Below are 22,908 nucleotides of genomic sequence, written 5' to 3'. Positions count from 1 at the left end.
CGGGGTTTTTTTATGCCCCGCGCCATCGTGACAGGACAGCCGCCGCCCATTGGTGGTAAATCTGCCGGATCAGGGGGCGTTATTTTGCAAGACATCATCACACATGAACCGATCATCAGGATGGCGGTGTTTTTTGGCCTTTTGATCGCCATGGCGGGGTGGGAATTTGCCGCGCCGCGCCGCCGGGTGGAAATTCCGCGGCTGGTGCGCTGGTCAAACAATCTGGGGCTTGTGGTGCTTGATTCCCTGCTGGTCAGGCTGGTGTTTCCGATGGTGGCCATTGGCGTGGCGGTGATTGCAGGCGAAAATGGTTGGGGATTGTTGAACCAGTTTTCCCTGCCGGTCTGGATCGAGGTCATTCTTGCGATCCTGGCCTTTGATCTGGCAATCTATCTGCAACATGTGTTGTTTCACGCGGTTCCGGCCCTGTGGCGGCTGCACCGGGTGCATCATGCCGATCTGGAATTTGATGTGACAACCGGGGTGCGGTTTCACCCGTTTGAAATTCTGATTTCCATGGGGATCAAGCTGTTGCTGGTTCTGGCCCTTGGCCCCTCTGCCGGGGCCGTTTTGATATTCGAGGTGCTGTTGAACGCCACATCGCTGTTCAACCATTCCAACATCCGCCTGTCGCCGCGGCTCGATGCCCTTTTGCGCCTGATCGTCGTGACCCCCGATATGCACCGGGTTCACCATTCGGTTCTGCCATCGGAAACCAACAGCAACTTTGGCTTTAACCTGCCGTGGTGGGATCGGCTGTTGGGCACATATATCGCCCAACCCCGCGCCGGGCATTCGGCAATGACCATCGGGTTGGGGCGGTTTCGCACCCGGCGCGATCTGTGGCTGGATCGCCTGTTGGTGCAACCGTTTCGCGGTGCGGCCTCGGGCGAACCGGACCCGGCACCGCAGGATGACCCCTGAGGTTACGCCGGTGCCACGGCCGCGACCCGGGTGAACAGCCCGCCGATCAGCCGCCTTGCCAGTATTTCAACCAGCACCAGCGACAGGATAAAGCCACTTGTCACCGCCGTGGCAATGCCCAGCCAGACGCCCCAATACCCGAAATCGAACACCACCACATAGAGCCAGGCAAACAGCGCCACGCCGATGCCCTGACGGTAAATCCCGATCCACAGGGTATAGACGGGCCGCTTGAACGCCTGAAGGATCGAATTGATCGCAAACAGCATCACATAGACCGGCAGGATAAACCCATCGACGTGCAGGTAACTTTTGCCGATCTCGATCACCTGTGCGTCGTCGGTAAACACCGAAAGGGCAGGGCCGGCGGCAAACCACAGCACGCAGGACGCGCCGAGCATCAGGATGACCCCCGATTTGAAACAGAACATCGACGCCTCGCGCACCCGGTCGTAATCGCGCGCGCCATAATTCTGCGACATGATCGGGAGCAATGCCCCGGTCAGCCCGAAAGCGGGCAGCAGCAGAAGCTGTTCGATCCGTAACGCCACGCCATAGGCCGCCACCGCCGAGCCACCGAACCCCTTGAGGAAATATTGCACCACGAAACCCGCGATCATCATCACCATCATCGCGAAACTGGCAGGCAGGGCTTGCGCGGCAATTTCACCATATACTGCGGGGCGGGGGATATATTGCCGTTCGCCCTGCATCGCTTCGGAGGTGAACACGCGGTAAAGGATGAACACCATCACCCCGGTTTGCGACGCGAGGGTGGACAGGGCGATGCCGTTAAACCCCAGCCCCTCCCACGGGCCAAGGCCGAAGATGAACAGCGGGTTCAGCACGACATTGGCAAAAAACGCAGCGATATTGGCATATTGCATGGATTTCGTATCGCCCTGCGCGGTCAGGATGCCGTTGGCACCAAAGGCAATCAGGAACGCCGGCGCGGCAAAGATCAGAATGTCGAGGTATTGGTTCGCCGCATCCCGGTAATCGCCCGGTTCGGAAATCAGCGCGATCAGATCGGGCGCAAAGACCCACCCCAATATGACCCCCAGAACCGACACGATCAGGGCAAATGACACCCCCTGCGATGCAATCACCGATTCCTTGGCCGAACGTTCGCCCAACGCATTGCCCACCAGCGCGCTCATCGCGGTGGACAGACCAAACCCCAGCGCGATCAGCACGAAAAACACCTGAAACGAAATCGCCAGCCCGGCCTGTGCGTCGGTTGAAAGCATCCCGGCGAAATAGACATCGACGACGTTATAAAGGGTGGTGAACACCATGCCGATGGCGGTGGGAATGGCCAGCGCGCGGAAATGTCCGGCGATGGACCCGGTGGTCAGGTCGCGGCGTGCCATGGTTTCTCCTGTCTGGCTGTCGCGCGACCATAGCGTCGGCGCTGCAAAAGGACAGGGCCGATCCGCGCCCATTGTCAACTAACCGCTTGACCATTGGGGCCACCCTGCGAAATGTCAGGGCAACGGCCCTTGGTGCGCGTTCTGTTTGTGCGCCGCGGGCATTCACACAAGGAGCTGAATCCATGCCACTGAAAACACGCCACTATGACCGGATCGGAAACGGTGGGTTGACCTTCACTGAAATCGGCTTTGGCACTGCGCCCCTTGGCAACCTGTTTCACGCGCTCAGCGATGAGGATGCCCAGGCCACGTTGCAGGCGGCATGGGATGCGGGGGTGCGGTATTTCGACACTGCGCCGCTTTATGGGCTGGGCCTGTCGGAAACCCGGGTAAACCGGTTTTTGCGCGACAAACCCCGTGATGAATATGTGCTTTCCACCAAGGTGGGGCGTCTGTTGATGCCCACAACCCCCGACAAACGCGACAGCCCCGACAAATGGATCGACGTTCCGGCGCGGAACGAAAAATTCGATTACACCTATGATGGCGTGATGCGCAGTCTTGAGTTTTCGTTCGAACGGCTGGGGGTCAGCCGGGTTGATATTCTTTATGCCCATGATCTGGATATGTTTTCGCGGGGCGACCGGGGCGTTCTTGATGCGGCGATGAATGAATTCATCGAAGGCGGCTACAAGGCATTGCTGGAATTGCGCGATCAGGGCGTGATCAAGGCCTTTGGCGCCGGGGTGAACGAATGGGAAAGCTGCCAATGGCTGGCCGAGCGGGGCGATTTCGACATCTTTCTGCTGGCCGGGCGCTATACCCTGCTGGAGCAAACCCCGCTTGATACCTTCCTGCCATTGGCGCAGGAACGGGGCATCGGGCTGGTGATTGGCGGGGCCTATAATTCGGGCATTCTGGCAACGGGCGCAAAACCCGGCGCCCATTACAACTATGCACCTGCATCGCCCGAAATCCTTGATCGCGTGACCCGGATCGAGGCGGTCTGCGCCGCCCACAACACCCGGCTGATTGATGCCGCGTTGCAGTTTCCGCTGCTGCATCCTGCGGTGGTGTCGGTCATTCCGGGCGGGCAGGGCGTGCGCGAACTGGATGGCAGCATCCGTGCCGCCGGGGCGGACATTCCCGATCAGCTTTGGCAGGATCTGAAATCCGAAAACCTGCTGCGCCAGGAGGCCCCCACGCCATGATCGACGCCCATCACCACCTGTGGCAGCCCGCCCGGGGCGATTATGACTGGATGAAACCGGACAGCCCCCTGGCGCGCGCCTTTACCCCCGCTGATCTGGCGCCGATCGTGGCGCGCCACGGCATCACCAAAACCGTGCTGGTGCAGGCGGCGCCAACCGTGGCCGAAACCGATTACATGCTGGGTCTGGCCGATGCCACGCCCTTTGTCGGCGGGGTTGTCGGCTGGATCGATTTTGAACAGCCGGATCACGCGCGCCATCTGGCCCGTTGGGCGGCACATCCGAAATTCTGCGGCGTGCGACCGATGATTCAGAACATCCCCGATGTGGATTGGATGCTGCGCGACGATGTGCAGTGGGCCTTTGCCGCGCTGATTGACCATGATCTGACCTTTGACGCCCTTGGGTTTCCGCGCCATCTGGGCAATTTTGCCCGCATTGCCGAAAAATACCCCGATCTGCGGTTCGTGATCGACCACGCGATGAAACCGGCCATTGGCGGCGATGCTGATGCGGCATGGTTTGATGGCATGTCCCGTCTGGCCGATCTGGGGGTGTGGTGCAAATTCTCGGGCCTTGTGACCGAGGCGTCGGCCGATTGGCGCACCGATGATCTGCGCCCCTATGCCGAACATCTGTTTTCCCGCTTCACGCCGGAACGGGTGATGTGGGGGTCGGATTGGCCCGTCTGCACGAGGGCCGCGCCCTATGACGGCTGGGTGTCCGCCGCGCAAGAATTGTGTGCCGGACAGTCACAGGCAGCCCGAGAGCGGATTTTCAGCGCAAGTGCCGCCGAATTTTACCGCCTCGCCCCCTGAGGGTGGGGCCGGGCGCGGGGGAACTGTTGCTGCATTGCAGCAAAATCGCGCCCGGCCCGGGGTTTGGCGAAAAAGTGAGCGCAACAACGGTTGAAATTTCTTGCGATACGCGGCCCTTTGGACAAGAACAACGCAACAGTTACCGCTAACATGACACGCATTCCGCGCGTTCCGAAAGGGTCCACCATGTCCGCCAAGGATTTATCTGCCGATTTTGGCGATGCCATCGCCCGCCACCTTACCTATTCCCTGGGCAAGGATCCGGCCCATGCGCAAACCACCGATTGGCGCATTGCCCTGTCGCTGACCGTGCGCGACCGGATCGTCGATCCGTGGTTCGCCAGCACCCGCGCCACCTATGAGGGGCAACACAAGCGGGTCTATTACCTGTCGATGGAATTCCTTATCGGACGGCTGCTTGAGGATGCGGTGGTCAACCTTGGCCTGATGGAAACCGCCGACAATGCCCTGCGTACCCAGGGGGTGGATCTGCAAACCGTTCTGGAGGATGAGCCCGACGCCGCCCTTGGCAACGGCGGCCTTGGCCGTCTGGCGGCGTGTTTTCTTGAATCCCTCTCGACCATCGGCTGCCCCGCCTATGGATATGGCATTCGCTATGAACACGGGTTGTTCAAGCAAAGCTTTGAGAACGGCGTGCAGAAGGAAGCACCCGAAGATTGGCTGCAACAAACCCACGCGTGGGAATTCGAGCGCACGGAATCTGCCTATACCATCGGTTTTGGCGGCGCCGTGAAAGGCCAGCTTTGGACGCCCGAGGAAACCGTGATCGCCAAGGCCTATGACACCCCGGTCATCGGCTGGCAGGGTCGCTGGGCCAACACCCTGCGCCTGTGGGAGGCAAAACCGACCAAGCTGTTCGATCTCGACCGGTTCAACGCCGGTGATTATTACGGTGCCGCCGAACCCGAGGCCTTGGCGCGCACCATTTCCCGCGTGCTTTACCCCGATGACAGCACCCCCGAAGGCAAGCGCCTGCGCCTGAAGCAGGAATTCTTTTTCACCGCCGCATCCCTGCGCGACATCCTGCGCCGGTTCCTGTCGGAATATGACGATCTGTCGCTGTTGCCCGCCAAGGTCGCGATTCAGCTTAACGATACGCACCCGGCGATTGCGGGGCCGGAACTGGTGCGCATTTTGCATGATGAACAGGGTATGGACCTGCCCACGGCCATCGAAACGGCGCGGGGGTGTCTGAATTACACCAACCACACCCTGCTCCCCGAGGCGCTGGAACGCTGGAGCGAGCCGCTCATGTCCGATCTGCTGCCCCGTCACATGCAGTTGATCGAGGCGATCGACGACGCCCACGCCATGGCCAACCCGCGCCGCACCGTCACCCTGCGCGAAAATGGCGAGGTCAAGATGGGCGAAATTGCCTTTACCATGGCCAATCGCGTGAATGGGGTGTCGGCCCTGCACACCGGGTTGATGAAGGAAACCGTGTTCAAGGAATTGCACGCCCTGCATCCCAACCGGATTGTCAACGAAACCAACGGCGTAACGCCGCGCCGCTGGCTGCTGTCGGCCAACCCGCGCCTGTCGTCGCTGATCACCAGCGCCATTGGCGATGGCTGGGTCGATGATCTGGAGCAATTGCAACAGCTTGACGGCAAGCAGAATGATGCCGGTTTTCTGGCGGATTACGCCAAGGCGAAACACGACAACAAGGTGGAACTGTCCAACTGGTTTGCAGAGACCGAAGGCGTGGCGCTGGACCCCGAGGCGATGTTTGATGTGCAGATCAAACGCATTCATGAATACAAGCGCCAGCATCTGAACATTCTTGAAGCGATCGCCCTGTGGCAGGAAATCCGCGACAACCCGAACGGCAACTGGACGCCGCGGGTCAAGATTTTCGGCGGCAAGGCGGCGCCGGGGTATGTGTTCGCCAAACAGATCATCCATCTTATCAATGCGGTGGGCGATGTTCTTAATGCCGATCCGGTCACGTCAAAATGGCTCAAGGTCGTGTATCCGGCCAATTACAACGTCACCCTTGCCGAACGCCTGATCCCCGCGTCGGACCTGTCCGAACAGATCAGCACGGCCGGCAAAGAGGCATCGGGCACCGGCAACATGAAATTCGCCCTGAACGGCGCGCTGACTGTCGGCACGCTGGATGGTGCCAATGTCGAAATCCGTGAACATGTGGGGGCTGACAATTTCTTTCTGTTCGGCATGACCGCCGCCGAGGTGGTGGCACGGCGCGACATTGACGGCCATGCAGCCAAGGCGATTGCCGCCGATCCCCGGCTGGCCCGCGCGGCAAAGGCGATTGCAGACGGGGAATTTTCCAAGGATGATCCGACCCTGTTTCACGCCATCACCGACAATCTGGCCGGGCCTGACTATTTTCTCGTCGCGTCGGATTTCACCGATTACTGGCGCGCCCAACGTGCCGTGGATGCCGCCTACCTCGACCGCGACCATTGGATGAAAATGGCGCTGCTCAACACCGCGCGGTCAGGCTGGTTTTCGTCTGACCGGACGATCCGCGGCTATATGGCCGATATATGGGACGCCAAGGCGGTGCAGACAAAAGAGTAATTCCCCCGTTCGCATCACGGCCCTGCAACAAGGGTTGCCCCAATCGTGAAATGACTTACCGTGGATTCCATGAAAACACCTAAACCGACTGCCAAAACCCCAGCCAAGCCCGCCGCAAAAGCCGCCGCAAAGCCCAAGGCGCCGGTTGCGAAGAAGGCGCCCGCGAAAAAGACTGCGGCAAAAGCAACGCCCGCAAAGGCGGCGCCGGCCCATGGCCTGACGCGCGCTGTGGCGCTGGCCCTGCACGAGGGACGCCACAGCGACCCGTTTTCAGTGCTTGGTCCGCAAAAACGCGGGCGGGCGACCTGGCTGACCACCACCGATCACGGGGCCACCGCCATGACCGCGCGGATCGGGGCCAAGACCTATCCGCTGGAACGGGTGTTTGACGATCTGCATGTGTTCAGCGGGAAAGTACCGGCCAATAAACCCTATATCCTCGAGGGGCGCGACGCCGAGGGCAACACATGGGACATGCAGGATCCCTATCGTCACGGTCCGGTCATGGGCGAGATGGATGAATACCTGTTGGGCGAAGGCACCCATCAACGGATATGGACCGTCCTCGGCGCCCATGTGATGGAACACGACGGCATTCAGGGCACCCATTTTGCCGTCTGGGCCCCGAACGCGCAAAGGGTCAGCGTGGTGGGTGGGTTCAACCATTGGGATGGCCGCCGTCACCTGATGCGTCGCCGGGGCGCCACCGGCGTGTGGGAAATGTTCATTCCCGGCGTGGGTGACACGGAAATCTATAAATACGAAATCATCGGTGCCGATGGCACCCTGCAACCGCTCAAGGCCGATCCGGTCGGGTTTGGGTCGCAGCATCCGCCGGAAAACGCCTCGATGGTGCGCGATATTCGTGGCTATGGCTGGCAGGATGCCAGATGGATGAACACCCGCGAAGGGCACAACGCCCGCAGCGCGGCGATCAGCGTTTACGAGGTGCATCTGGGATCGTGGCGGCGTCACACCGACGACAACAACCGCCCGCTTTCCTATGTCGAGGCGGCGCGCGATCTGATTGATTACGTGGCCGACATGGGGTTCACCCATATCGAACTGATGCCGATCAGCGAATATCCCTTTGATGGCTCATGGGGGTATCAACCGGTTGGGTTGTTCGCGCCCACCGTGCGCCATGGCCCGCCCCACGAATTCCGCAATCTGGTCGAGGCGGCCCATGCGAAAAACATCGGCGTGCTGCTGGATTGGGTGCCGGGGCATTTCCCGACCGACCCCCAAGGGCTGGGCCGGTTTGACGGCACGCCGCTTTATGAACATGCCGATCCGCGCGAAGGCTTTCATCAGGATTGGAACACCCTGATTTACAACTATGGCCGCACCGAGGTGGCCAATTTTCTTGTCTCCAACGCCTTGTATTGGCTTGAAGAATATCACGTGGACGGGCTGCGCGTTGATGCCGTGGCGTCGATGCTGTACCGCGATTATTCGCGCAAGGACGGGGAATGGGTGCCCAACAAAGACGGCGGGCGCGAGAATTACGAAGCCATCGCCATGCTGCAAAACACCAACACCATCGTTTATGGCCAACAGCCCGGCATCATGACCGTGGCCGAGGAAAGCACATCCTATCCCGGCGTCTCACAGCCGGTTGACGGTGGGGGGCTTGGCTTTGGCTACAAGTGGAACATGGGCTGGATGAACGACACCCTGTCGTTCATGGAAAAAGACCCGATTTATCGCCGCCATCACCACCATCAGATGACCTTTGGCATCCATTATGCGTTTTCGGAAAATTTCATCCTGCCGATCAGCCATGATGAGGTGGTCCATGGCAAAGGCTCCATGCTCGACAAGATGCCGGGCAATGCATGGGAGAAATTCGCCAACCTGCGCGCCTATTACGGGTTCATGTGGGGGCATCCGGGCAAGAAACTGTTGTTCATGGGGCAGGAATTTGCCCAACCCGGCGAATGGAACCATGACGCGCAACTGACCTGGGGTGTCCTGAGCGATCCGGCCCATAAGGGGATTCAAACCCTCGTGCGTGACCTGAATATGCTGTACCGCGATTATCCGGCGCTGCATGTCAAAGATTGCGATCCCGGCGGGTTTCAATGGATCGAGGTGAACGACGCCGAAAATTCGGTGCTCTCGTGGATACGCCGGGGCGGTGCCGATGATTCCGAAATCGTGGTGGTGTGCAATTTCACCCCGGTTGAGCGGACGGACTATCACCTTGGGCTGCCGCAGACGGGTGAATGGCGCGAAATCCTGAACACCGATGCCGCGCTTTATGGGGGTGGAAATCGCGGGAACATGGGGGCCATCAACGGCAATGACACCGGCCATCAGGGGCAGCCTGCCTCGGCCACGGTGGTGCTGCCGCCGCTTTCAACCATGATTTTCGTCAAGGACTGAGCGGTAAAATCATCTGCCGCCCCGGTGCAGGGGCGGTGAAGGTCCGGTGTGCAAGCCGTGCATCGCGATTGCGGCGGTCCACCCGTCGAAAACAGACGGGACGATAAGTCCAGATTGGGAGGGAAAGACATGGCGACACCAAACGCGAGATTGTCCAGCAGAAGCATGGCCTTCGTTCTGGCGGGGGGCGGGGCAGCCGCCTCAAGGAACTGACCGACCGGCGCGCCAAACCGGCGGTGCCCTTTGGCGGCAAAACCCGGATCATTGATTTTGCCCTGTCCAACGCCCTGAATTCGGGCATCAAGAAAATGGCCGTCGCCACCCAATACAAGGCCCATTCCCTGATCCGCCATTGCCAGCGCGGCTGGTCGTTTTTCCGGGCCGAACGCAACGAATACCTTGATATCCTGCCCGCCTCCCAACGGGTTTCGGAAAACAAATGGTATCTGGGAACGGCCGATGCCGTGACCCAGAATATTGATATCGTTGACAGCTATGATATTGAATACGTTCTGATTTTGGCCGGTGATCACATCTATAAGATGGATTACGAACTGATGCTGCAACAACATGTCGAGACCGGCGCCGATGTGACCATCGGCTGCCTCACCGTGCCGCGCGAAGAGGCCAGCGCCTTTGGTGTCATGGATATCGACGCAAGCGACCGCATCACCAGCTTTCTGGAAAAGCCCGCCGATCCCCCCGGCACCCCCGATGATCCGAACGTCACATTGGCGTCGATGGGCATCTATGTGTTCAAGTGGAGCTTTCTGCGCGACCTGTTGATCCGCGATTCCGAGAACAGCAATTCGACCCATGACTTTGGCGGCGACATCATTCCCGACATCGTGAAAAACGGCAAGGCGATGGCCCACCGGTTTGAGGACAGTTGTGTGAAACACGACCCGGCGGCACCCGCATACTGGCGCGATGTGGGCACGATTGATGCCTTCTGGAAGGCCAATATCGACCTGACCGGCTTTACCCCCGATCTTGATCTCTGGGACAAACAATGGCCGATCTGGACGTATTCTGAATCCGTTCCCCCCGCCAAATTCGTCCACGATGCGCCAGACCGGCGTGGCATGGCGCTTTCTTCTCTGGTTGCCGGGGGTGCGTGATTTCAGGAAGCGAAATCCGCGAAAGTCTGCTGTTCACGCAGGTTCACACCAATTCCTATTCCAGCCTCGAACAGGCGGTGGTGCTGCCCTATGCCACCATTGGCCGCAACGCCAAGTTGCGCAAGGTGGTGATCGACCGTGGGGCACAGATTCCCGAAGGGTTGCAGGTGGGGATTGACCCCGATGAAGATGCGCGGTGGTTTCGGGTGTCGGAAGGCGGTGTCACCCTGATCACCCAGGACATGCTGGATCTGCGGGCCGCTGCCAAATGATGCAGGTGCTGTCGGTTGCGTCGGAATGCGCGCCGCTGGTGAAAACCGGCGGTCTGGCCGATGTGGTCGGCGCCTTGCCCGGGGCGATGACCGGGCAGGGGGTGCAGATGCGCACCCTGATCCCCGGCTATCCTGCGGTTCTGGCCAAGGTGGACCTTGGCGATGTGGTGCTGACCGAGGACGATCTGTTCGGTGACCGGGGCGATGTTATGGCGGCCAAGGCCGGTGCGCTTGATCTGTTGATCCTGCGCGCCCCGCACCTGTTTGACCGGCCCGGCTTGATCTATCTGAATGCCGCCGGGCAGGATTGGAGCGACAACCCCGAGCGTTTCGCCGCCCTGTCGTGGATGGCCGCCCGGATTGCGCGCGAAGGCGCGGCGGATTGGCGGCCTGAAATCCTCCATTGTCACGACTGGCAGGCGGGGCTGGCGCCTGCCTATCTGCGTTCTCTGGGCATTCATGATGTGCGCTCGATCCTGACGATTCACAACGTCGCGTTTCACGGGTTGGCCCCGGCGGCCAAACTGGATGCGCTGCGCCTGCCGCACTGGATGTTCACCCCCGACGGGGTGGAATTCTGGGGGCGGATTTCGGCGCTGAAGGCCGGGTTGGTTTACGCCGACAGGCTGACCACCGTTAGCCCGACCTACACCCGTGAGTTGCTCACGCCGGAGTTCGGTATGGGTCTTGATGGGGTGTTGCGCGCACGGGCGGGGGATCTTTCGGGTATCCTGAATGGGATCGACCTTGACCTGTGGAACCCGGAAAGTGACCCCAATATCGTGCCGTATCAATCCTGTGACGGGAAGGCCGCGAATAAACACCGGGTGTTGGAGGAATTCGGCCTGCCGCCCGGCGATGGCCCGCTGGCCGTTCTTATCTCGCGTCTGAGCGAACAAAAGGGGCTGGATCTGTTGATCGACGCGCTGCCCGGGTTTTTGGCGCGCGGCGGGCGGTTGGCTCTGCTCGGGAGCGGCGATCCGGGGCTGGAACATGCCTTTGGAGACCTTGCCAATCATTACGACAACGTGAGCGTTCGCATCGGCTATGACGAGGCGTTAAGCCATCGGATGATGGCGGGGGGCGATGCCATTCTTGTGCCGTCGCGGTTTGAACCCTGCGGCCTGACCCAGCTTTACGGGCTGCGCTATGGCACGGTGCCGCTGGTGTCGCTGACCGGGGGGCTGGCCGATACGGTGATCGCGGCCAATGACGCGGCGCTGCGTGCGGGCGTGGCCACGGGCATTCAGTTTGCGCCCATAACCGCCGATGCCCTGGCGGGCGCGCTGGATCAGCTTTGCGATCTTTACGCTCAGCCTGACGTCTGGGCGCGGATTCAACAAAACGCCATGGCCCACCCCGTGGGCTGGGAAACCTCGGCGGCTGAATATGCCGCCCTTTACCGGACAGTGACAGCCGCCCCATGACCAGCCCTTTCGTGATGACAGCCGGGCGCGCCGCCCCCTTGGCGCGACCTTTGACGGCGACGGCGTGAATTTCGCCGTCTTTTCCGAACATGCCGCCCGTATGGTGCTGTGCCTGTTTTCCGAGGATGGCAAACACGAGGTGGCGCGCCTTGACCTGCCGGAACGGGATGGCGATGTCTGGCACGGCTATATTTCAGGGATGCGCCCGGGGCAGCAATACGGGTTGCGCGCCCATGGCCCCTATGCCCCTGATGAGGGCCACCGTTTCAACGCCAACAAATTGTTGATCGATCCCTATGCGAAACGCCTGACCGGCCATCCGGAATGGCACGATGCGCTCATGGGCTATACCGTTGGCGCGCCGACCGGGGATCTGAGTTTCGATAAGCGCGACAGTGCGGTCTATATGCCGCGCTCGGTGGTTGAAGACCCGGCATTCTCGTGGGGCAGGGATGGGGCGCCGCAAACGCCAATTCAGAATTCGGTGATTTATGAGGCCCACGTCAAGGGCCTGACGGCGCTGCACCCCAGTGTCGATCTGCCCGGCACATTCCTTGGCATGGCGTCTGATCCGATGCTGGATTACCTGACCGATCTGGGGATCACGGCGATCGAGCTGTTGCCCGCCCAGGCGTTCCTGAACGACCGGTTTCTGGTGGAAAAGGGGCTTACCAACTACTGGGGCTATCAAACCCTTGGGTTTTTCGCACCCGAGCCGCGCTATCTGCACCGGGGACAGATTGCCGAGTTTCAACAGATGGTTGCGCGGTTCCATTCTGCGGGCATCGAGGTGTTGATGGATGTGGTTTACAACCACACCTGCGAAGGCAATGAAATGGGGCCGACCCTGGCCTTTCGGGGCCTCGACAATGCCAGCTATTACCGCCTGGCCGATGATCCGCGCCATTACATCAACGACACGGGCACCGGCAACACGTTGAATGTCGATCATCCCATGGTACTGCGTATGGTGATGGATTCACTGCGGTATTGGGTCGAGGTGATGCATGTCGACGGGTTTCGCTTTGATCTGTGTTCCACCCTTGGGCGCACTGACACGGGGTTTGACCGGGGGGCGGCATTTTTTGATGCGATCCGGCAGGATCCGGTTCTGACGGGCACGAAACTGATTGCCGAACCCTGGGATATTGGCCCCGGTGGGTATCAACTGGGCGCGTTTCCACCGCCGTTCATGGAATGGAATGACAAGTATCGTGACAGCGTGCGTCGGTTTTGGCGGATGGATCCGGGTCTGGCGCCGGGGCTTGCCGACCGGTTGACCGGTTCCGCGTTGCAGTTTGACCATTCGGGCCGGCCCGCGACAAGTTCGGTCAATCTGGTGACGGCCCATGATGGGTTCACCCTGCAAGATGTTGTATCCTATAACGAAAAACACAACATTTCCAACGGCGAATATGGCATGGACGGCCACGGCGAGAATTTCTCGGACAATATGGGGGTTGAGGGCGAAACCCAGAAACCCGCCGTTCTGGCGGCCCGCGCGCAGCGGCGGCGCAATATGATGGCGACGCTGTTTCTGTCTCAGGGCACGCCGATGTTGTTGGCGGGCGATGAGTTGGGCCATTCGCAAAAGGGCAACAACAACGCCTATTGTCAGGACAATTCCATCAGTTGGATCGACTGGTCAAAGGCCGACAGCGATTTTCATGATTTCACGCGCCGGATGATCGCGTTTCGCCGTGACCACCCGATTTTGCGGCAAAAGTTGTTTCTGCATGCCCAGGAAAGGGCGATCGACGGCAAGGCGGATGTGTTTTGGCGCATGGCTGACGGGGCGCCGATCTCTGATGGCTGCTGGCAGGATCCGGGGTTGAATTGCATCTGTGTCGAAATGCGCACGGCATCGGGAACGCCATTTTACGGCACAACGGAAACCGCGGTGTTCGCGGTGTTCAACGCCGGTGCCGCGGCCACCGTCACATTGCCCGAAACGCCCCAAGGCCGGATCTGGCGCCATGCAATTGATACCGCCGATCCCACGGGCCCCACAAAGCCGGCCCAGGGCAGTATCGAGGTCGCGGCCCATAGCCTGGCGGTACTGGCGCTGGAGCGGGCCCCATGACAACGCCACTTGCACGTTTGGCCGAATGGCTGGGGGTGATGCCCTGCTATCAGGATCAGACCGACACCTGGCACGACACCAGCGCCGAAACCATGGCCGCCATCGTTGCGGCGATGGGGTTTGATGTCACCTCGGACACGGCCCTGAGCGATGCCTTGAACACGTTGCAGGATGAGGCGGCGGCGCGCGACCTGCCCCATTGGTTGGTGGTTGAGGCGGGTCAACCCGGCCCAAATCTGACGGGCGATTGGGAGTTGTTTCTGGACACCGGCGAGGTGCGTCAGGGGCAGGGGCCGTTGCCCGCCCTGCCGCCGGGCATTCACCGCCTTTCACTGGGGGGCATGATACATGGCTGTTGACCGCCCCGGCGTGCCTGCCCGCCCCGCCGCCCCATTGGGGGATGACCCTGCCGCTGTATGGCTTGCGCACCGCGCAACAGGGGGGCGTGGGCAGTTACGCCGATCTGGCTGTGGTTGCCCGGGGGATGGCCGGGCGCGGCGCCGCGTTTGTGGGGCTTAACCCGATTCATGCCGGGTTTCCCACCGATCCCATGGCCTTTAGCCCCTATTCCCCCTCCAGCCGCCGCCGGTTTTCCACCCTGCACATCGAAGCGGGCGCCACCCCGGACGACCACGCAGAACTGATTGAGTATCCCGCCGTCTTGCAGGCGCAGCATGTGGCGTTGCACAATGCCTGGGCGGCCTTTTCCGGCGATCCGCAGTTCGATGCCTTTGTCGCGGCCGAGGGCGAAGCGTTGCACCGGTTTGCCCTGCATCAGGCCCTGTCGCAAGTGCACGGCCCCTATTGGCCCGACTGGCCAAAGGCCTTGCACGATCCGCTGTCGCCCGAGGTGGCCGCCTTTGCCGAGGCCAATGGCGATGCGGTGCAATATCACGCATGGCTGCAATGGCAGGCCGAGGTACAGCTGGCTGATGTGCGCGCCGCGACGGATGACATGGCGCTGGGGCTGTATCTTGATCTGGCTGTTGGCACCCATCCGGCGGGGGCGGAAACATGGGGCGATCCCGATCTGTTTGCACCGGGCTGTTCGCTGGGCGCGCCGCCTGATGCGTTTTCGGCAGATGGCCAGCGGTGGAATCTGGCCCCCATGCGCCCTCTGCATCTGGAACGCACCGGGTTTCGCGCCCTGGCCGAAATCCTGCGGGCGCAGTTGCGTTTTGCCCGGGTGCTGCGGATCGACCATATTCTGGGGTTTGAGCGGGCCTTCTGGGTGCCCGAACACGGCCCCGGCGCCTATGTGACCATGCCCAAGGCGGCGTTGCTGGCCGTCGCAAGGATCGAGGCGGCGCGGGTGGGCGCGGTGATCATCGGTGAGGATCTGGGCAACATCCCCGAAGGGCTGCAACAGGATCTGAAGGCGGCGGGCATACTGGGGTGTCGGGTTGCCATGTTCGAACAGGACTGGGATGCGGCAACGCCCGTGTTCAAACCCGCCTGCGGCTATGACCGCGACGTGCTGACGTCGTTCGCCAGTCACGATCTGCCCACTTATCGCGGCTGGCGGCGGGGGCGCGATATTGAATGGCGCGAAACATTGGGCAGCCTGCCCGCCGATGCCGCAACCCGCGCCAAGGTGCGGCGAGAGGCCGAGGTCGCGGCGCTGGCCACCACCATCGGCGGCACAAATATCGGTCGGTTGAACGGGTTTCTGGCGGGAACACCGTCGCGCCTTGTGGCGGTGCAGGCCGAAGATGCCCTGGCCCATATCGAACAGCCCAATCTGCCCGGAACCGTGTATGATCACCCCAACTGGCGGCGCCGTCTGGGCATAAAGGCGGCAAAGCTGGCCGATCACCCGGGTGTGGTGGAAACCGCGAAAATCATGAAAACCGCAGGAAGATGAGGAAGAGATGAGCGTTATCACCGTCAAGACCGCCCCGATCGAAGGGCAAAAGCCGGGCACCAGCGGGCTGCGCAAGAAAACCCGCGTGTTCATGGGGCCGCATTACCTGGAAAATTTCATCGCCGCGATATGGGCGGCCATTGACGGGGTTCAGGGAAAAACCCTGGTGCTGGGTGGTGACGGGCGCTATTTCAACGACCGTGCCGCGCAGGTGATCCTGCGCATGGCCGCTGCCGGTGGGGCGAAAAAGGTGATTGTGGGGCAGGGGGCGTTGCTGTCGACCCCCGCCGCCAGCAATCTGATCCGTTTGCGCCAGACTGACGGTGGGATCATCATGTCGGCCAGCCACAACCCCGGTGGCCCGGACGAGGATTTCGGCGTCAAGTTCAACATGCCCAACGGCGGCCCGGCCCCCGAAGAGGTGACCAACCGCATGGTGGCGGCCACGCAGAACATCACGCAATATCAGATCCTTGAGGCGCAGGATGTCGATTTGGCGGTGCTTGGCACCATCCGGTTGGGCGATATGGAGGTCGAAGTTGTCGATCCCGTGGCCGATTACGCCGCGCTGATGGAAAAGCTGTTTGATTTCGACGCGATCCGCGCCCTGTTTCAGTCGGGCTTTACCCTCCGGTTTGATGCCATGCACGCGATCACCGGCCCCTATGCCACGGCGATCCTTGAGGGCGTTTTGGGGGCGGCCAAAGGCAGCGTGGTGAATGCCACACCCAGCCCCGATTTCGGCGGTGGCCACCCCGACCCCAACCCGATCTGGGCCAGGGAATTGATGGATGTGATGATGGGCGACAAGGCCCCTGATTTGGGCGCTGCCAGCGACGGCGACGGCGACCGCAACATGATCGTCGGGCGCGGCTGTTACGTCGGTCCGTCCGACAGCCTTGCGGTGCTGGCCGCCAACGCGCATCTGGCGCCGGCCTATGCTGGCGGCCTGAAAGGGGTGGCGCGCTCCATGCCCACGTCGCGGGCGCTGGACCGGGTGGCGGCAAAACGCGGGCTGGATTGTTATGAAACGCCCACGGGGTGGAAATTTTTCGGCAACCTTCTGGATGATGGCCGCATAACCCTGTGTGGTGAAGAATCCGCCGGCACCGGCAGTGACCATGTGCGCGAAAAGGATGGGCTTTGGGCCGTTCTGTTGTGGCTGAATATTCTGGCCAAAACCGGAAAATCGGTGGCGCAGCTGATGCAGGATCACTGGGCCGAATTCGGGCGCAATTTCTATTCCCGCCATGATTACGAAGCGGTGGATGCTGCAAAAGCCAACGCCATGATGGATGGCTTGCGCGCCCGGCTGGGTGATCTGGTGGGCAGCGATGTGATGGGCGCGTCGGTCGACGGCGCAGATGAATTTGCCTATGACGATCCGGTGGACGGATCGCGCGCCACGTCCCAGGGGTTGCGGGTATCGTTTCAGGGCGGCGGGCGCATTGTCTATCGTCTGTCGGGGACAGGCACCGTGGGGGCAACACTGCGCGTATATATCGAGGACGTGTCAGATGATCCGGCGGGGTTTACCAAAGAGACACAGAATGCTCTTAAAGAGATGATCGCAAGGGCAGATCACATCGCCGGTATCCGCGAATTTACTGGCCGCGACGCGCCGGATGTGCGCACCTGATACGAAACGACCAAGGGAGTTGACATGCACAAGCTTAAAGAGTTGATCCGCTTTTCCACTTTTGCCATCGCGATTTTGCTTTTTCTGCTGTCATTGCTCTGGTTGTCCTATTCGCCTTGGGGGTGGATCGGCGTTGTCGTCTTTGGCGGTGCCACCCTTTTGGGAATTCATGATCTGTTTCAAACCCATCACGCGGTGCTGCGCAATTACCCGGTTCTGGGGCAGATCCGCTATTTCTTTGAACAGATCCGCCCCGAGATCCGGCAATACCTGATCGAGGGCGACAATGAGGAAGAACCGTTTTCGCGTGAAGAACGCAGCATCGTTTATCAGCGCGCCAAGGGGCAGGAATCGGCGCGTCCCTTTGGCACCAAACAAAAGGTCTATGAACCGGGGTATAAATGGCTGACCCATTCGGTGAACCCCTGCCATATCGACGACCCGGATATCCGCGTCACCATCGGCGGGCCGGAATGCCGTCAGCCCTATGATGCGTCGATCTATAACATCTCGGCCATGTCGTTTGGCGCGCTGTCGGCCAATGCCATTCTGGCCCTGAACAAAGGCGCCAAGGCGGGCGGTTTTGCCCATGACACGGGCGAGGGCGGGATTTCGCGCTATCACCGCGAGGGCGGCGGCGATCTGATCTGGGAAATCGGTTCAGGCTATTTCGGCTGCCGCAACGATGACGGATCGTTCAACGCCGATAAATTCGCCGAGAACGCCAATGGCGATCAGGTGAAAATGATCGAGATCAAGCTGTCGCAGGGGGCCAAACCGGGCCATGGCGGGATGCTGCCCGCCAGCAAGATCAGCCATGAAATCGCCGAGGCGCGCGGAATCCCCATGGGCAAGGATTGTGTGTCGCCCGCGGGCCATTCGGCATTTTCCACCCCGCTTGAGCTGTGTCATTTCATTCAGAAGTTGCGCGATCTGTCCAAGGGCAAACCCGTGGGATTCAAGCTGTGTGTCGGCCACCGGCGTGAATTCATGTGTCTGGTCAAGGCGATGATTGAAACCGGAATTCGCCCTGATTTCATTGTCGTGGATGGCAAAGAGGGTGGCACCGGCGCGGCGCCTCTGGAATTTGCCAACCATATCGGGATGCCCCTGACCGAGGGGCTGACGTTTGTTCACAACACCTTGCGCGGCGCGGGGCTGCGCGATGAGATAAAGCTGGGCGCGTCGGGCAAGCTGATCCATGCGTTTGACATTGCCCATGCCTTTGCTTTGGGCGCCGATTGGGCCAATTCGGCCCGGGGGTTCATGTTTTCGGTCGGCTGCATTCAGGCACAGGCCTGCCACACCAACCATTGTCCGGTGGGGGTGACCACCCAGGATCCCCTGCGCCAGCGTGCGTTGGTGGTTGCGGACAAATGGAAACGTGTGGCCAAGTTTCATGGCAACACGCTCAAGGCGCTGGCCGAAATGTCGGGGGCCGCGGGCCTGTCAGATCCGCGCGCCTTTTTGCCACATCATTTCATGCAGCGCGATTCCAGCGGCGAAATGGTGACCGGCGAAGAGGTGTTTCCCTATAAACCCATCGGATTTCTGCTGCGCGGCGAAGACTGCGGATCGGGCTATCTTGAACGCTGGAACCGCGCCCGCTCTGAAAGTTTCGCGCCTCAGGGCGCCTATGTCTGAGAAACTCAGGCGGGCAGCCCGTTGAGGTGGCCCGCACAGCCGGTGAGGGCGGCGTAATCGTCTTCGACCACCGACACGGCGAACTGATCGGTGAAATCGGCAAAGCGCCCCTTGTCGCGGAACGCGGTGCCAAAGCCGAAATCAACCAGATAGGGGGTGATCGCCCGGGTCACCCCGCCGACCAGATAAATCCCGCCAAAGGGCAGGGTGTTCAGGGCAAGGTTTCCGGTGACCGTGCCCAGCATCCGGGTGAACACCCGCACCGTTTCCGCCGCCAGCGGATCGTCGCCCGATGCCAGCGCCTTCATGATGTCAGAGGGGGCAGATCGCGCCGCGCACCCGCCTCATGGGACAGCCAGCTATAAACCCGGGTAAGGCCCCGGCCCGAAAGAACGTCTTCGATCGCCGGAAATCCGTGGGCATCTTCAACGAAACGCGACAGGCGCAGATCCTCTTCGGTGCGGATCGGCAGGTTGGTATGGCCCGCTTCGGCCGGGGGCACATAGCGGCCGGTTTCGGTGTTGTAAACCGGCGCGGCATTAAATCCGGTGCCCACGCCAATCACCAGTTTCGCGGCATGTTCGCCACCGTGTTCCCCCGGTAAAATCGGGCAAAGATTGCCCGGATCAAGATGATCCAATGCATGACCTTGGGCTTGCAGGTCATTGAGAATGGACACCTTTTCGGCTTTTGTGGCCGTCGCCAACGTATCGCGGTCAATCGTCCAGTCCAGATTGGTCAGGGTGGCGCGTCCGTCATGCACCGGCCCGGCCACCGCCACGCAGGCCCCGGCGCAATCAACACCGCCCTGATCGGCCAGATATTGCCCCAACACCGAATTAAGCCCGTCGTGATCCGCGTTGCGAAACCGCGTGACCGTTTCAGGCAAAATCAGCGGCCCGCGCGCCAGGGCAACGCGGGTGTTGGTGCCACCGATATCGGCAACAAGAGACAGGGTGTCATCGGCATATTCGGTCATGTCAGCCCCGCAGTCAGCGCGCCAAAGCGGCAGCAAGGGCGTGATAGGACGCTTTGGGGGTGCGCTGCAAGGTGTCGAAATCCACATGCACCAAGCCAAAGCGCGGCTCATACCCCAGGGACCATTCGTAGTTGTCCATAAGCGACCAGGTGAAATAGCCCTTGACCGGGATACCTTCGTCACAGGCCTGTTTCACCTTGGCCATATGGGCGTTGAGATACTCAATCCGCGCCCGGTCATTCACCGCGCCGCCGATCAGCCGGTCGTCATTGGCCAGCCCGTTTTCGGTCACGTATATTGGCAGGCCACGGGCGTATCCTTCGTGGGTGCGTTTCAGAAAGGCGTAAAGACCCTCGGGGAAAATCTCCCATCCTACCTGGGTTTTGGGCAGGGGGCCGGGCACTTCGTGGTGATGGGGCCACGGGCCATCGTCGGGCGCGATGATCTTGCGGGTGTAATAATTGATGCCGACCCAATCGACGGGGGTCGAAATTACATCGAAATCATCCTGCCAGCCCTTGGGCATATGCGGCCCCAGCCCCTCCATCACGTCAGCGGGATAGGATTTGTTGAAAATGCCCGAGAGAAAGAACCGGTTGTAATAGCCATCATAAAGGGTGGCCGCCTTTGCCGCTTCGGGGGTGGCATCGGCGGGGGTGGCATATTCAAAATTGCACACGGCCCCGAGGTTTTTCATCCCCAGCCCGCGCATGGTTTCGATTGCCCGCCCATGGGCCAGCAAAACATGGTGCATGGCATGGGCGGTTGCGCGGATATCGCGCATACCAGGGGCGTGGTGGCCAAGGAAATGCGACAGCCAGCCAACACACCAAGGTTCGTTGATCGGCGCCGCACTCCAGAGCCGGTCGCCGATGCGGCCCATGATCACCTCGGTGAAATCGGCAAACCAGCTGGCGATGTCGCGGTTGCGCCACCCCCAGATCGGCCAGTTGCACCGGCAATTCCCAATGATACAGCGTTGCGGCAGTTTTCAGCCCCCGTTCCAGCAGGCCATCGACCAGACGGTCGTAAAAATCCAGCCCCTCCTGGTTCACAGTTCCGCGTCCTTCGGGCAGCACCCGCGCCCAACTGGTGGAAAAGCGGTAAACGTCAAAATTTCCGGCCTTCAGCAGGTCCAGATCCTGATCCAGGCGATTGTAATGATCGCAGGCAACATCACCGTTTTCGGCACCTGCCACATTGCCGGGGGTTGCGGCGAAGGTATCCCAATGGGTTTGGCCCGCGCCGCCCTGGGCGTGGCCTTCGATCTGATAGGCCGAGGTGGCGGCCCCAAACAGGAACCCTTCGGGAAAATCGCGGCGGGACAGATTCATTGCATCATCCTTGTCTGGCAGGGCGGCGCGGTGCGGGGCCGGGCCGGTGGACAGGCCGATCTGAAAATCGGCCTCAAGAAGTTCGGTTATGGGCGCTGATGCCGGGTCATCAATCACCCGAAGCAGCATTTCCGCCGCCAGCCGCCCATGGTCGCGCACCGGCGAGCCGCAGCGAGGTGAAATCAGGCACCCGCCCGCCGTTGCGGAAATACGAAAGATCATCATCGTGGCTGATCAGGGAAATGTCACGCCCCATGGCCAGGCCCCGTTCATGACAGGCCCGGCGCACACCAAGTGCGGTAATCATTGATGAGGTCAGAAAAGCAGTGGGCGGATCGGGGCCGTCCAATTGTGCCAGTGTCGCGTCATAGCCGTTGAATTCGGTCATCTCGTGGGACACCATGATCAGAGGGTCGGGCGCGATGCCGTGATTGCGCAGGGCCTCAAGATAGCCATCGCGCCGCCGTGCAGCAAAATCCATCGTTTCAAGCCCGTTCAACAGCCCGATCTGCCGGTGGCCCAGTTCCGCCAGAAAACCGGTGGCCCGGGCAAAGGCGCGCCGGTTGTTCATATCGAGCCAGTTATACCCCGCCGTCGGCCCGCCGAACCGGCCATGCACCACAAAGGGCAGGGCGAGGTCCGCCAGCAGCGCCGGCCGCTCATCCTTCAGCTTGGGGGCGTGCACGATGATCCCGTCCACCGAACGCTTTGCAGCAAGTTCGCGGTAAAGCTGTGCCTCTTCGCGCCCGCCGGTCATGGACAGAACCATGTCATAGCCGTGCCGGGCATAGGTTTCACCGGCACCGGCAATGAAATCGGCAAAGACCGGATTGACCACCTCGTGTTGCGACGACACGGGAATGATGTGGGCAATCGCCATGGCCCGCCCGGTGGCCAGCCCCTTGGCCCGTGTGTTGGGGCGATAATTGTGTTTGCGCGCCGCCGCCACCACCCGCAGCCGCGTGGCTTCGTTGACTTCGGGATACCCGTTCAACGCCCGGCTGACCGTGGTTTGGGACAAGCCCAGCACCTGAGAAAGTTCGCGGAGATTCATGTCGTTGGGGTTCCAAAGCGCTTTCAATTTCCGAGTGACACTAGCCAAGTCGGCTTGCAAGGTCAAAGGTTGCGAATGCTGCGGCGCAGCACGGAAATTTGCCTTTCAGTTTGGTTTTGCTAGATTAATCCCCAAGGCCGATTGACACAGCGAAGATGATCAGCGACGGTCACAGCATTCAAAGCGCTTTGGGCCGATTCCATCGCGCC

At 60.9% G+C, this 22,908-nt stretch carries 14 protein-coding genes and 3 pseudogenes; 12 read left to right on the top strand and 5 right to left on the bottom strand.

Annotated elements, in window-relative coordinates:
* Positions 1 to 12 precede the first annotated feature (12 nt).
* A complete protein-coding gene (locus tag AC0L7P_RS12695) occupies positions 13 to 924 on the top strand; it encodes a sterol desaturase family protein (protein WP_473433081.1) in 912 nt (303 codons plus the stop codon).
* Between the two features lie 2 nt (positions 925 to 926).
* Here the strand turns inward: AC0L7P_RS12695 and AC0L7P_RS12690 are convergent, their stop codons facing one another.
* Positions 927 to 2,297: an MATE family efflux transporter gene (locus AC0L7P_RS12690; protein ID WP_473433080.1), complete on the bottom strand. Its 1,371-nt coding sequence runs from the start codon at positions 2,295 to 2,297 to the stop codon at positions 927 to 929.
* A 182-nt stretch (positions 2,298 to 2,479) separates the two neighbouring features.
* Here AC0L7P_RS12690 and AC0L7P_RS12685 point away from each other — a divergent pair, with 182 nt between their 5' ends.
* From AC0L7P_RS12685 to AC0L7P_RS12635, 11 genes and pseudogenes are all read left to right on the top strand, one after another.
* Entirely contained in the window at positions 2,480 to 3,508 is a 1,029-nt protein-coding gene (locus AC0L7P_RS12685; protein ID WP_473433079.1) for an aldo/keto reductase, read from the top strand.
* Positions 3,505 to 4,326, top strand: a complete 822-nt coding sequence (locus AC0L7P_RS12680; RefSeq protein ID WP_473433078.1) for an amidohydrolase family protein — start codon at positions 3,505 to 3,507, stop codon at positions 4,324 to 4,326. The genes AC0L7P_RS12685 and AC0L7P_RS12680 overlap by 4 nt, the downstream gene beginning before the upstream one ends.
* Before the next feature lie 186 nt (positions 4,327 to 4,512).
* Complete coding sequence (locus AC0L7P_RS12675; protein WP_473433077.1) at positions 4,513 to 6,894, top strand: glycogen/starch/alpha-glucan phosphorylase; 2,382 nt, start codon at positions 4,513 to 4,515, stop codon at positions 6,892 to 6,894.
* 69 nt (positions 6,895 to 6,963) lie between these two features.
* Entirely contained in the window at positions 6,964 to 9,282 is a 2,319-nt protein-coding gene (glgB, locus tag AC0L7P_RS12670; protein WP_473433076.1) for a 1,4-alpha-glucan branching protein GlgB, read from the top strand.
* 129 nt (positions 9,283 to 9,411) lie between these two features.
* A pseudogene (gene glgC, locus AC0L7P_RS12665) lies at positions 9,412 to 10,675 on the top strand (glucose-1-phosphate adenylyltransferase).
* Positions 10,672 to 12,102, top strand: a complete 1,431-nt coding sequence (glgA, locus tag AC0L7P_RS12660; RefSeq protein ID WP_473433075.1) for a glycogen synthase GlgA — start codon at positions 10,672 to 10,674, stop codon at positions 12,100 to 12,102. The pseudogene glgC and the gene glgA overlap by 4 nt, the downstream one beginning before the upstream one ends.
* Before the next feature lie 64 nt (positions 12,103 to 12,166).
* A complete protein-coding gene (gene glgX / locus AC0L7P_RS12655) occupies positions 12,167 to 14,185 on the top strand; it encodes a glycogen debranching protein GlgX (RefSeq protein WP_473433074.1) in 2,019 nt (672 codons plus the stop codon).
* Positions 14,182 to 14,544 (top strand): hypothetical protein, encoded by a 363-nt coding sequence (locus AC0L7P_RS12650; protein WP_473433073.1) that lies wholly within the window; start codon positions 14,182 to 14,184, stop codon positions 14,542 to 14,544. Before glgX ends, AC0L7P_RS12650 begins: the two co-directional genes overlap by 4 nt.
* The gene (gene malQ / locus AC0L7P_RS12645; protein WP_473433072.1) at positions 14,541 to 16,049 is read left to right on the top strand and encodes a 4-alpha-glucanotransferase; all 1,509 of its coding nucleotides are present in this window, start codon (positions 14,541 to 14,543) and stop codon (positions 16,047 to 16,049) included. Before AC0L7P_RS12650 ends, malQ begins: the two co-directional genes overlap by 4 nt.
* A gap of 7 nt (positions 16,050 to 16,056) precedes the next feature.
* Positions 16,057 to 17,688 (top strand): alpha-D-glucose phosphate-specific phosphoglucomutase, encoded by a 1,632-nt coding sequence (locus AC0L7P_RS12640; protein WP_473433071.1) that lies wholly within the window; start codon positions 16,057 to 16,059, stop codon positions 17,686 to 17,688.
* A 24-nt stretch (positions 17,689 to 17,712) separates the two neighbouring features.
* On the top strand, positions 17,713 to 19,332 hold the full coding sequence (locus AC0L7P_RS12635) for an FMN-binding glutamate synthase family protein (RefSeq protein WP_473433070.1): 1,620 nt from the start codon (positions 17,713 to 17,715) through the stop codon (positions 19,330 to 19,332).
* Between the two features lie 5 nt (positions 19,333 to 19,337).
* Here AC0L7P_RS12635 and AC0L7P_RS12630 read toward each other — a convergent pair whose 3' ends face one another.
* The 4 genes and pseudogenes from AC0L7P_RS12630 to AC0L7P_RS12615 all read right to left on the bottom strand — a co-directional run.
* Positions 19,338 to 19,640 (bottom strand): glucokinase, encoded by a 303-nt coding sequence (locus AC0L7P_RS12630; protein WP_473433069.1) that lies wholly within the window; start codon positions 19,638 to 19,640, stop codon positions 19,338 to 19,340.
* Positions 19,637 to 20,311, bottom strand: coding sequence for a glucokinase (locus AC0L7P_RS12625; protein ID WP_473433068.1), 675 nt, complete (start codon positions 20,309 to 20,311; stop codon positions 19,637 to 19,639). The genes AC0L7P_RS12630 and AC0L7P_RS12625 overlap by 4 nt, the downstream gene beginning before the upstream one ends.
* 13 nt (positions 20,312 to 20,324) lie before the next feature.
* A pseudogene (locus AC0L7P_RS12620) lies at positions 20,325 to 21,645 on the bottom strand (GH1 family beta-glucosidase).
* 27 nt (positions 21,646 to 21,672) lie between these two features.
* Positions 21,673 to 22,699 (bottom strand): annotated as a pseudogene (locus AC0L7P_RS12615) (LacI family DNA-binding transcriptional regulator); the annotation flags it as partial.
* Positions 22,700 to 22,908: the final 209 nt, after the last annotated feature.

The sequence above is a fragment of the Oceaniglobus sp. K40-3 genome (assembly GCF_055808395.1).
The sequence above is the reverse complement of the archived record's forward strand: the minus strand, read 5'-3'. Positions and strand labels throughout refer to the sequence as shown.